The following is an 11,296-nucleotide window of genomic DNA, read 5'->3' on the forward strand; positions in this document are numbered from 1 at the left end:
ACCTGGCCTACATCGACCATTACCACGAGCGCATCAAGATCTTCCACGTGAAGGATGCCGAGTTCAACCCGACCGGCAAGCAGGGCGTGTACGGCGGCTTCCAGAGCTGGATCAACCGCGCGGGGCGCTTCCGCTCGCTGGGCGACGGGCAGGTCGATTTCGGCGCCATCTTCTCGAAGATGGCGCAGTACGACTTCCCGGGCTGGGCGGTGCTCGAATGGGAGTGCTGCATCAAGCACCCCGAGGACGGCGCGCGCGAGGGCGCGGCCTTCATTGCCGACCACATCATCCGGGTGGCGGAGCGGGCTTTTGACGATTTTGCGGCGGGCGGCGTGGACGTGGCCGCCAACAAGCGGATGCTGGGGATCGGCTGAAGCGCTTTTGAGCTATATTTTTGATAGCATCAAACACTTGGCCGGCGGGTGTTTGATGCCGAATTCGCCACGGCGTTGTTTTTAAGACAAGCAACTGTCATGCCCCGCGGGCTATAATGCCGGGTTCGTTTCGATACCACGACGAAGCACTTTTCGTCACTCCGCCGGCTGACCTGCACTGTCCCTTGGATTTTTCAGGCCTCTTTCCCCCAAGCCGGCTTCACAGTGTGTTGGAGCGCCAGACCGGGCGCCCATGATTGCCACCACTGCCTTCGTTCTTGTTGAAGCGAATAGCGCGTCCGCCGCGCCATTCCGGCCGGCCCACGCCCGTTTTCAATTATTTTTCCGGCATCTTGCGCACACTTTCCGCGCAGGGTGCCAAGGCTTCATGGACATCATTCAACACAGTATCGCGGTGGGCAAGTACCTTGTTTCTCCGCTCATCCGCCACCAGGACGACGGCAATTTCGCCGCATCCGTCTCGATCCGCTCCGGCCGGGGCAGCGGCATGCACGACCGCGTGATGCGTTTCACGCCGCGCTTTGCCAGCCACGCCGCCGCGGCACGCTATGCCGTCGCCCAGGGGCTCGGCTGGGTGCGCGAACGCCACCCCCGCAGCGCGCCGCTCGCTTTGCCGTGCGCGGGCTGAAACAATTACGCCCATCTTCATCTCCAACACACATCGAACGAGAATTCAGAGGTAATCACACATGCCCAAGGAAGAACTGATCGAAATGAACGGCGCAGTGACCGAAGTCCTGCCCGACTCGCGCTACCGCGTGACGCTCGACAACGGCCATCAGCTGATCGCCTACAGCGGCGGCAAGATGCGCAAGCACCACATCCGCATCCTGGCGGGTGACAAGGTGTCGCTCGAACTCTCGCCCTACGACCTGACCAAGGGCCGTATCACCTTCCGCCACCTGGAGCGTCGCGGCCCGCCGCCGACCAACTCCGGCAACAACAACGCACCTCGCCGCTGATCCGCGACGGACGAAGGGCCTTGCAAGCGCCCCGCGCGGGCGCTTGGCAAGGCCTTTGTTTTTGTTGCGGCCGCCCGGCTGCAAATCGATGACCACATCCCCTTCCACCGCCGGCGGCCCGCCAGCCGGCAACGGCTTTGCCACGCTGGCGYTCTCGCCCCAGATGCTGGCCAACCTGACGCAGCTGGGCTACACGCAGATGACGGCGATCCAGGCGGCCGCGCTGCCGCCGGCGCTGCTCGGCAAGGACCTGATCGCGCAGGCCAAGACCGGCAGCGGCAAGACCGCCGCCTTTGCGCTCGCGCTGCTCTCCAACCTGAACCCGCGCCGCTTCGCCATCCAGGCGATGGTGCTGTGCCCCACGCGCGAACTGGCCGACCAGGTCACGACCGAAATCCGCCGCCTGGCGCGCGCGGAAGAGAACATCAAGGTGGTCACGCTCTGCGGCGGCGTCGCGCTGCGCGGGCAAATTGCCAGCCTGGAGCACGGCGCGCACATCGTGGTGGGTACGCCCGGCCGCATCATGGACCACCTGGAGCGCGAGAACCTGAATCTCGAGGCGCTCAACACGCTGGTGCTCGACGAAGCCGACCGCATGCTGGACATGGGCTTCTTCGACGACATCGTCAAGGTGGCGCGCCAGTGCCCCAAGGAGCGCCAGACGCTGCTGTTCTCGGCCACCTACCCCGAAGGCATCGCCAAGCTCGCGCAGCAGTTCATGAAGAGCCCCGAGCAGATCACGGTGCAGGCGCAGCATGAAGGCAGCAAGATCCGCCAGCGCTGGTACCAGGTGAAGGAAAGCGAACGGCTGCATGCCGTGAGCCTTTTGCTCGACCATTTCCGCCCCGTGAGCACGCTGGCCTTCTGCAACACCAAGCAGCAGTGCCGCGACCTCGTCGAAGTGCTGCAGGGCCAGGGCTTCAGCGCGCTGGCCCTCTTCGGCGAACTGGAGCAGCGCGAGCGCGACCAGGTGCTGGTGCAGTTTGCCAACCGCAGCTGCTCGGTGCTGGTGGCGACCGACGTTGCGGCGCGCGGGCTCGACATTGCGCAACTCGAAGCCGTGATCAACGTCGACGTGACGCCCGACGCCGAAATCCACATCCACCGCATCGGCCGCACCGGCCGCGTGGGCCAGCAGGGCGGCGCCGAGGGCCTCGCGCTGAACCTGGCGAGCATGGACGAGATGGGCAGCGTCGGCAAGATCGAGCAGCTGCAGGGCCGCGAATCCGAATGGCACCCGCTGGCCGAGCTCACGCCGGCCCGGGGCGCGCCGCTCGCGCCGCCCATGGCCACCTTGCAGATCGTGGGCGGGCGCAAGGAGAAGATCCGCGCCGGCGACGTGCTGGGCGCGCTCACCGGCGACTGCGGCTACGCCAAGGACCAGGTCGGCAAGATCAACGTCAACGAGTTCTCGACCTACGTGGCCGTGGAGCGCGGCATTGCGGCCGAAGCGGCGCGCAAGCTCTCGAGCGGCCGCGTGAAGGGCAAGAGCGTGAAGGTGCGCCTGCTGGAGCTCTGAAAGTCACCCCGCCGTGCCGGTTGCTTCGGCTTCCGGCAGGCAAAATCCCCGCTGTGGCCTAATTGAGCCTCGAACATCACTTTTTACCCGAGCTTTTCATGCCCAAGAAAATTCGTACCGAAGCCGACCGCGTTGCCACCCCGAAGCCGACGCCCATGCCCGGCTACGCCCTGCCCAAGTCCGGTGGCGGCCAGAAGGTCAGCCTGGAACGCGGCACCGCCACGCGCAGCAAGAAGAACCCCGGCAAGCGCGCCAAGAAGGGCGGCTGATCCGGCCCCCGGAGGCTCGCAAGAGCCGCGACGAACGCGCCCCCGGGCGCGTTTTGTCATTGGGACCGCCATCAAGCCAATCCGCGATGTCCGACGACAACCAGATCTTCATTCCGCCCTCGTTCTTCGCGGTCTACAGCGATGCGCGCCAGCGCCTCTCGGAGCCGATCGGCGTGGTGCGCGAGCGCTACGAGATCTGCGAGGACCTGGCCAGCCACCTGGTGGGCCACGCGCAGATCCAGCACCACACCGAGGTGCCGGTCGAGAGCGAGATCCTGCGGCGCATCCACGCCGGGCTCAGGGCGCCCGAAGCCGGCGTGTCGGCCGCCGAGGCCGGCTGGATCGTGCAGCGGCTGGCTGAATTGCTGGGCTGGCCCGGACCCGAGCTGGCTGCGGACTGACGCAGAGCGGACGGGCACCCGTCAGGCCGGCGCGGCGCGCCTGAGCAGGCTCAGGTAGCCGGGCTGCACTTCCATGCGCGCGATGGCGCCACGCCGCTGCAGCAGCCGGTGCGCCTTCGGCAGGCTCCAGCAGGGCAGGCTGGTGAACATGTGGTGCTCGCAGTGGTAGTTGACCCAGTAGGGCGCCACCAGCGCGCGTTCGAGCCAGCCGGCATGCGTGGTGCGCGCCTGGCGCAGCGGATCGGCCTCGTTCTGCGCCACCAGCGCATGCTCGGCGATGTTGCGCACGCGGCTCACGAGCGGCAGCCAGGTGGCCATGGGCAGCAGCCACATCAGGAGCCAGGCCCATCCATATCCGGCCAGCGCGAAGGCCAGGAAGCCGAGGCCGTTGCCGGCCAGGAAGCGCCGGTCCTTCGCCAGTTCGCGCACGAATACCTTCAGCGCCGATTCGCCGGGGGCACGATGCCGAATGCCCTCGGCAATGTGGCCGAAGCGCTGCTTGTAGAAGGTCTGGCCGCTCAAATCGCGCACGACCTTGCGCCACATCGAATCGCGCGAGATCGGGAAGGGCGCGGACAGCACGAGGTCCGGGTCTTCGGTCTGCTGCACGAAGCGGTGGTGCTGCAGGTGGTAGGGCCGGTAGTCGCGCAGCGTGGAGGAGCACAGCCAGTAGCCCACCCAGTCGTTGATCCGGCGATTGCGGTGCAGGCCCGCATGCGCGGCGTCGTGCATGAGGATGAAGAGCCCGAGCTGCCGCGCACCGACGATCGGCACCATGAGCGGCACGGTCCACGGCCACAGGATGCCCGCGAGCATCGCGGCGCCGATGACGCCCCAGCAGTGCACCACCAGCCACAGGCCCTTCCATGAAGAACGGCTGGTGAGCGACTGCCACTCTTCGGTAGAGAAGAAGTCCTCGGGTTGCGCGCGGGGGGCGACGGCCATCGGGCCAGTATGCGCCGATGGCCCGGCCGCGGCACGCGGAATTCCCCGGACCTCAGTTGTCGATCACCTTGCGGGCGAACAGCTCGAGGTAGTCCATCAGGCGGTTGGCGCCGGCAATGGCCGCGGCCTCGTCGCCGGTCGCGATGCCCTGCGCGAGTTCGAGGTGCGCATTGGCGCCTTCGACGATCTCGCCTTCGTGCTGGTAGGCGTACCAGAAGCGGCGGCACTGCACGATGAGCGGGATCACGGCCTTCACTGCCGAATCGTTGTGGCTCGCCTGGTGGTTGACGAGGTCGAGCGCGCGGTCGGCCTGCATGTAGTCGTTCAGGTCGCCGCGATGGGCGGCCTTCACCATCAGCTCGGCGCAGCGCACGATCTCCTTGCGCTGCAGCGCGGTGGCGCGGCGCGCCGAGCAGGCCGCGATCAGCCGTTCGAGCACGCGCCGGGTCTGGATCACGTCGAGGTGGTCGGCCAAGTCGATGGTCGACACCAGCAGGCCGCGGCGCGGCTGCTGCACGATGAGGCCGATGGACACCATGCGCATCAGCGCCTCGCGCACCGGCGTGCGGCCAAGGCCGGTGCGCTCGGCGAGTTCGGCCTCGACGATCTGGCTGCCTGGCTCCAATTGCAGCGTGGACAGCAGCGTCTCGATCGCGTCGTAGGCGAGGTCGGCGGCCCGTCGCTTGGGCTGGGGGCGGGGCGCGGTCTTCGGGGGGGCCATTGTTTTGTTTTGCGGGTGCTGGTGCTGCTTCGGCTTCATTGTCGGTCCACATCGCCATCCGGGCGCGCGAGGCCGGCCAGGGTGGCGATGCGCGCCGGCGAGAGCGGCGGCCGCGGCGCGGGCGGGGTCCAGCCGAACAGGAACTGCGCCGCATCGCCGCAGACGCGGCCCTGGCAGGCGCCCATGCCGCAGCGGCGGTGGAGCTTGGCGTCGGTCCAGCCGCTGCAATCCGCAAGTGCCGAAAAGGGCACGTCTTCGCAGCGGCACACGAGAGTGTCGGGCTGCGGCATCTGCCGGATCGCGGGGGCTAGCGCGAAGCTGCGGTGCAGCTGCGCGGCAAAGGCATTCCAGCGGGCGCGCTCGCGTTCGTTCTGCTTCGCGGCGCGCTCGTTGCCAACGGCCGCATGGCCGGCGATGGTGCCCTGGGCCAACGCGCGCTCGCTGCCGCCGAAGCCGGTGCATTCGCCGGCTGCGTAGATGCCGGGCAGGCTGGTGGCTTGCAGCGCATCGACGGCCAGCGCCTGTGCTCCGCCATCGGCAGGCGCGAGCGCGCAGCCCAGCATCCGGCCGAGCTGTATGTTGGGCACGAGGCCGAAGCCGCAGGCGATGCGCTCGCAGGCGATCTCCACCTCGCGCTCGCCCAGCAGGAGCCGAACCGATTCGACCTGCGTGCCGCCGTGGGCCGAGACGATGCGCGACGAAGTGCGGTACTGCGGATCGGCCAGCGTCACCGCCTGCATCGCCTTGCCCGGCCAGCGCAGCAGGCTGGCGGCAAAGCCCGCGACCGCCGCGAACGACGCCTGCTCGGCGATGCGCACGACCTTGGCGCCCGCCGCGCGCGCCGTTGATGCAGCAGCCAGCAGCAGAGGCCCGCTGCCGGCGATCACGATGCGCTCGCCCTCGACCGGCAGCCCCGCCTTGATGAGCGCCTGCAACCCACCCGCGCCCGTGACGCCGGGCAGCGTCCAGCCCGGGAAGGGCAGCAGCAGCTCGCGCGCGYCGGTGCAGAGGATCAGCTTGCTCCAACGCATGCGCCAGCCGCGTTCGGCATCTTCGAGCAGCAGTTCGTCGCGTCTGGGCGCCGCGACGACGCGCGTGCCGCTGCACACGCGGATGTTGGCGTGGCGCTCGAGCGCATCGCGCCGCCTGCGCGCGGCCACGGGCAGCGACGCGCCGGGCCCGTCGCGCCAGATCTGCCCGCCGAGCGCGGGGTTGTCGTCGATCACGGCGATCGATGCGCCGCTCGGCGCTGCCGCCACGGCCGCGGCCATGCCGGCCGGGCCTGCGCCGACGATCAGCAGGTCGCAGTGCGCCAGCGCCATGGCCGTCATGCCGAGGTCTCCACGCGCATGCCTTCGGCGCAGACCGCCTGGCAGGCGAGCCTTTGCCGGCCATCGATCCGCACGCGGCATTCCTGGCACACGCCCATGCCGCAGAAGGGCGCGCGCGGCTGGCCCGTGGCGGAGCTGCGCGCCACGCCCATGCCGCCGGCCACCCGCAAGGCGGCGGCGACCGAGCTGCCCGCCTTCACGCGGACGGGTTGGCCGTCGATGTGCAGCAAGGTCTCGCCGCTCATGCGCGCTTCTCCAGCAGCCCGCGCGGCGCATAGGGCGCCGCATCGAACTCAGGGGCAGCGCCGGTCATCAGCGCCGCGAGCAGGTGCGCGCTGCCCGGCGCGGTGGTCACGCCCAGGCCTTCGTGGCCGACCGCGAGCCAGAGCTTCTCGCGCCAGGGGTGCTTGCCCAGCAGCGGCAGCCCGTCGGGCGTGGCCGCACGCAGGCCGGTCCACGAGCGGACCGCGTTGAGCTCCGCAAGCCCCGGCAGGTAGCCGAGCGCGCGCTGCAGCATGCGCGCGAGCATCGGCGCTTCGACCGCCGGATCGGTGATGCCGAACTGGCGCGAGGAGCCGATCAGCAGTTGGCCCGTCGGCCGCGGCTGCACGTTGAAGGCGACCGAATCGCCATCGCTGTGGTGCGCACTCGTCACGTAGCCGAGCTCGACGAGCTGGTGGCGCACCGTGCCCGGGTAGCGGTCGGTGATCAGCAGGTGGCCCTTCTTGGGGCGGATCGGAAGTTCGGGGCAGAGCGCCGCGGCTTCGATGCCGTTCGCCAACACGATTTGCGGCGCGCTGCGGCGGCTGCCGTCGGCGAGCCGCAGCGTGCCGTCGTCTTCGATGGCATCGACCATCGCGTGCTCGACGCGGATCGAAGCGCCGCCCTCTGCGAGCAGCCAGCGCGCCGCATTCGGTGCATAGAGGATGCCGTCGCCGGGCACTTCGAGCGCGCCTGCGAGGCCCTTGCGCAGCGCGGGCTCGGCGCGCGCGAGCGCGGGCGCATCGAGCAGGCGGCTGTCGACGCCGTGTGCATGCAGCCGCTCGCGCTTGCGCTCGGCCTCGGCCATTTCTTCTTCGTTCGCCGCGATCCAGAGCGTGCCGCAGGCGCGGTACGCGCAGTCTTCGCCCATGCGGGGCGCCAGGGCGCGCCACTGCGCGATCGAATGGCGGCTCAACGCAAGCTCGGCCGGGTTGTCGTCCATCACCACGAGGTGCCCCATGCCCGCGCCGGTGGCACCGCCGATGCGCGCATCGAGCACCAGCACGCGGCGGCCGGCCTGCGCCAGCGCATGCGCGCAGGCGGCGCCGACGATGCCGGCGCCGATGACGATGGCATCCGCATCCATGCCGTGCGGCGTCAGAGCCGAATGCCCCAGCCGAAGGGGTCGCTGTCGTCGATCAGCAGCGTGGCTTCGGCGCTGACGTGGGCGCGGCCGCGCAGCGTCGGAACGACCTTGCCGCCGTCTTCCAGCGTGTAGCTGGCCTCGAAGCGGCTGCCGATCACGCTGGCCTGCGTCCACACTTCGCCCGGCGCGAGCTTGCCGTCGGCCGCGAGGCAGGCGATCTTGGCGCTGGTGCCGGTGCCGCAGGGCGAGCGGTCGTAGGCGTTGCCGGGACACAGCACGAAGTTGCGGCTGTCGGCGCCTTCGCTGTCGTCGGCAAAGAGTTCGATGTGGTCGATCTCCGCGCCCTCGGCGCCCGTGATGCCCTGCGCCGCGAGCGCGCGGCGCAAGGCGGCGGTGTAGCCGGTCAGCGCGGCGAGGTTGTCGCGGGCCACGCGCTGGCCGTGCTCGCTCACGAGGAAGAACCAGTTGCCGCCCCAGGCGACATCTCCGCGCACAGTCTCGCGCACGGTGCCATGGCCGGGCAGCTCGACCGCCACCTGGTGCAGGTGCCGATACGCCGGCACGTTGCGCACGCTGACCGAACCATCGGCATGCAGCGTGGCGGTGACGGTGCCCACGGGTGTTTCGATGCGGTGCTCGCCGGCGCCGATGCGCCCCATGTGCGCGAGGCTCGCGACCAGGCCGATGGTGCCGTGGCCGCACATGCCGAGATAGCCGGTGTTGTTGAAGAAGACCACGCCGGCCGCGGCATCCTTCGACACCGGCTCGCACAAGAGCGCGCCGACCACCACGTCGCTGCCGCGCGGCTCGAGCACCGTGGCCGCGCGCCATTGGTCGTGCCGCTCGGCCAGCAGCGCGCGGCGCTCGGCCATGGTGCCGCTGCCCAGGTCGGGAAAGCCGCCGACCACCAGCCGCGTGGGCTCGCCGCCCGTGTGCGAATCGATGACCTGGATGCGCTGCAYGTCGTCCTTCAGGCTCAGTAGCTCGCGAGGGGAACGGGCGCGGCGTTCTTGAAGGTGAACACCGTGATCGGCGCCTGCTTCATGTTGCCCTTGTCGTCGTAGCTGTAGGTCGCGGCCACGCCCTTGTAGGTGGTCTTGTAGAGCTCGGCGCCCACCTTGTCGGGGTCGGTGGAGTTGGCCTTCTGCATCGACTCGCCGATGAACATCAGCTGGTCGTAGTACGAGGCGGCATACGCATCCGCATCGGCGTTGAAGCGCTTCTTGAACTTGGCCTTGAAGGCCGGGCCGCTCTGCGCCTTTTCAAGGATGGAGCCGCCCTGCGCGCAGAACACCAGGTCGTTGACCGCGTCGCCGCCGAGCTTGCCGGTGGCCGGGCTGCAGACGGTGTCGCCGCCGAGCAGCTTGCCGGGCACGGCCAGCTGCTTCATCTGGCGCGCCATGGGTGCGGCCTGCGGCGCATAGCCGCCGAAGAAGATGGCTTCGGGCGCCTTGGCCTTCATGTTGGTGAGGATGGCGGTGAAGTCCACGGCCTTGTCGGTGGTGAACTCCTGGCCCACGATGGTGAGGCCCTGCTTCTTCGCTTCCTTGCTGAACTCTTCCGCCAGGCCCTGGCCGAAGGCGGTGCGGTCGTCGATCACGCCCACCTTGCTGACCTTGAGCACCTTGGCCGCATACACCGCCATGCTGGAGCCGATCTGGTTGTCGCTCGCGATGATGCGAAAGAGGTTCTTGTAGCCGCCCTGCGTGACCTTCGGGTTGGTGCCCACGGTGGAGACCATGGTGCCGCCGTCGGCATAGATGCGCGACGCCGGAATGGCCACGCCCGAGCAGTACGGCCCCATCACGTACTTGACGCCGTCGTCCACGAACTTCTGCGCCACACTGACACCGGACTTGGCGTCGCACTGGTCGTCTTCGGACACGAGTTCGAACTTCAGCGTCTTGCCGCCGGCCGTGATCTTCTTTGCGTTGAGTTCCTCGATGGCCAGGCGCACGCCGTTTTCGTTGTCCTTGCCCGCGAAGGCATTGGGGCCCGAGAGCGGCCCGCTGTGGCCGATCTTGACGACCTGCTCCTGCTGCGCATGCGCGTGGCCTGCAACGGCGATGGCCGCCACGAGGCCGAGAAACGGAATCATGTGTGCTTTGGACTTCATGCTTGTTCCCAGGTAAGGACGATGAAAAAAGAGTGAGAGCGCGCGTTATGACACGACCGACTGGTATTGCACAGGCCGCGTGGCCAGCGCCTTCTTCACGATGGCCTCGATGGCGGCGCGCTCCTCGCCGATGAGCGACAGCCGCGGGCGGCGCATGTGCTCGCTGCCCACGCCCACCAGCACGTCGATCAGCTTGAGGTTCTGCACCAGCTTGGTCGACACGTCCAGGTGCAGCATCGGCGTCATCCACTGGTAGAGCTTCAGCGCCTCGGCGAAGCGGCCCGCCTTCATCAGGTCGTACAGCGCCACCGTCTCGCGCGGGAACGCACAGCCCACGCCGGCCAAGAGGCCATCGCAGCCCAGCGCCAGGCCTTCGTAGGCCAGGTCGTCCACGCCCAGGAACAGCTGGTAGCGGTCGCCCACGGTGTTGCGCAGGTCGGTGATGCGGCGGATGTCGTCCGAGCTCTCCTTGATGGCCGCAATCCATTCGCAGTCCGCCAGTTCCAGCATGTGCTCGGGCTTCAGGTCGACCCGATAGGCCACCGGGTTGTTGTAGACCATGATGGGTTTTTGCGCCGCGTTGGCGATGGTGCGCACATTGAGCATGGCTTCGCGCGCATCGGCCACGTAGATCACCGAAGGCATCACCATGAAGCCGGCCACGCCGAGCTTGTTGGCTCCGTCGACATAGCGCAGCGCCTCGCGCGTGCTGGTTTCCGACACATTGGCCAGCACGGGGATGCGGCCGTCGGCGGCTTCGAGCGCGATCTGGGCGACCTGCAGCTTTTCTTCGAGCGTGAGCGTGCTGGCTTCGCCCAGCGAGCCGCAGGTGACGAGGCCGTGGATGCCGTTGCGGATCTGGAAGTCGATGTGCCGCGCGGTGCCTTCGGCATCGATGCTTTCGTCGGCGTGGAACTTGGTGGTGATGGCGGGAAAGATGCCTTGCCAGCGGGGTTGGGTCACGTGAGCGCTCCTGGATGTGCGGTGGGGAAGGGTCTACTTTAAATATATTAGCGATATATCGTCAAGATATGCGTGGGGTGGGCGCTCTTCCGGGTCGGGTTCTTGTGTGATATTTAGGCGAAGGCGGGACGCTTTATCCAGGGCGCGATCACGCCGACGGGGTACCTTGCTCCGCGAATGTCCTCCGGCCTGCGGCCTCCCCCTTAATTTCGCTGCGCAAGGCACCCCATCGGCGTGCTCGTGTTCAGAGCACTGGTTGATCAGCCGCGAACCGACAGCGTGCCTCGTGCACAGGGCATCGGGTGCTCCCCGCAGCGAAATAAAGG

At 68.3% G+C, this 11,296-nt stretch carries 14 protein-coding genes; 6 read left to right on the plus strand and 8 right to left on the minus strand.

Annotation, left to right across the window (positions count from 1 at the left end; translation table 11 throughout):
• The 6 genes from AC1DOC_RS05615 to AC1DOC_RS05640 form a co-directional block, all read left to right on the plus strand.
• A partial coding sequence (locus tag AC1DOC_RS05615; RefSeq protein WP_478129511.1) for a sugar phosphate isomerase/epimerase family protein occupies positions 1-374 on the plus strand: 374 nt, incomplete at its 5' end.
• Positions 375-762: 388 nt separating this feature from the next.
• Entirely contained in the window at positions 763-1,023 is a 261-nt protein-coding gene (locus AC1DOC_RS05620; protein WP_015867949.1) for a hypothetical protein, read from the plus strand.
• A gap of 61 nt (positions 1,024-1,084) precedes the next feature.
• Positions 1,085-1,357: a translation initiation factor IF-1 gene (infA, locus tag AC1DOC_RS05625; protein ID WP_015867950.1), complete on the plus strand. Its 273-nt coding sequence runs from the start codon at positions 1,085-1,087 to the stop codon at positions 1,355-1,357.
• 88 nt (positions 1,358-1,445) lie between these two features.
• Positions 1,446-2,876, plus strand: a complete 1,431-nt coding sequence (gene dbpA / locus AC1DOC_RS05630) for an ATP-dependent RNA helicase DbpA (RefSeq protein WP_478129512.1) — start codon at positions 1,446-1,448, stop codon at positions 2,874-2,876.
• A 98-nt stretch (positions 2,877-2,974) separates the two neighbouring features.
• Positions 2,975-3,145 carry a hypothetical protein gene (locus AC1DOC_RS05635; protein ID WP_015867952.1) on the plus strand — a complete coding sequence of 57 codons (171 nt, stop codon included), beginning with the start codon at positions 2,975-2,977 and terminating at the stop codon, positions 3,143-3,145.
• 86 nt (positions 3,146-3,231) lie between these two features.
• Entirely contained in the window at positions 3,232-3,546 is a 315-nt protein-coding gene (locus tag AC1DOC_RS05640; protein WP_015867953.1) for a hypothetical protein, read from the plus strand.
• A gap of 21 nt (positions 3,547-3,567) precedes the next feature.
• Here the strand turns inward: AC1DOC_RS05640 and AC1DOC_RS05645 are convergent, their stop codons facing one another.
• Genes AC1DOC_RS05645 through AC1DOC_RS05680 form a run of 8 tightly spaced genes read right to left on the minus strand, consistent with a single transcriptional unit; the run spans position 3,568 to position 10,970 of the window.
• Positions 3,568-4,491, minus strand: coding sequence for a fatty acid desaturase family protein (locus AC1DOC_RS05645; RefSeq protein WP_478081753.1), 924 nt, complete (start codon positions 4,489-4,491; stop codon positions 3,568-3,570).
• 52 nt (positions 4,492-4,543) lie between these two features.
• Positions 4,544-5,212 carry a GntR family transcriptional regulator gene (locus tag AC1DOC_RS05650; RefSeq protein ID WP_478081755.1) on the minus strand — a complete coding sequence of 223 codons (669 nt, stop codon included), beginning with the start codon at positions 5,210-5,212 and terminating at the stop codon, positions 4,544-4,546.
• A 35-nt stretch (positions 5,213-5,247) separates the two neighbouring features.
• Complete coding sequence (locus tag AC1DOC_RS05655; protein ID WP_478129513.1) at positions 5,248-6,543, minus strand: FAD-dependent oxidoreductase; 1,296 nt, start codon at positions 6,541-6,543, stop codon at positions 5,248-5,250.
• The gene (locus AC1DOC_RS05660) at positions 6,540-6,788 is read right to left on the minus strand and encodes a (2Fe-2S)-binding protein (protein ID WP_478080379.1); all 249 of its coding nucleotides are present in this window, start codon (positions 6,786-6,788) and stop codon (positions 6,540-6,542) included. Before AC1DOC_RS05660 ends, AC1DOC_RS05655 begins: the two co-directional genes overlap by 4 nt.
• Complete coding sequence (locus AC1DOC_RS05665) at positions 6,785-7,891, minus strand: NAD(P)/FAD-dependent oxidoreductase (protein WP_478080378.1); 1,107 nt, start codon at positions 7,889-7,891, stop codon at positions 6,785-6,787. The genes AC1DOC_RS05660 and AC1DOC_RS05665 overlap by 4 nt, the downstream gene beginning before the upstream one ends.
• An 11-nt stretch (positions 7,892-7,902) precedes the next feature.
• The gene (locus tag AC1DOC_RS05670; protein ID WP_478080377.1) at positions 7,903-8,853 is read right to left on the minus strand and encodes a 4-hydroxyproline epimerase; all 951 of its coding nucleotides are present in this window, start codon (positions 8,851-8,853) and stop codon (positions 7,903-7,905) included.
• Between the two features lie 14 nt (positions 8,854-8,867).
• Complete coding sequence (locus AC1DOC_RS05675; protein ID WP_478080376.1) at positions 8,868-10,007, minus strand: branched-chain amino acid ABC transporter substrate-binding protein; 1,140 nt, start codon at positions 10,005-10,007, stop codon at positions 8,868-8,870.
• 45 nt (positions 10,008-10,052) lie between these two features.
• Positions 10,053-10,970, minus strand: a complete 918-nt coding sequence (locus AC1DOC_RS05680; RefSeq protein ID WP_478080375.1) for a dihydrodipicolinate synthase family protein — start codon at positions 10,968-10,970, stop codon at positions 10,053-10,055.
• Positions 10,971-11,296: the final 326 nt, after the last annotated feature.

It is taken from the genome of Variovorax sp. 01T439_2 (assembly GCF_056398445.1).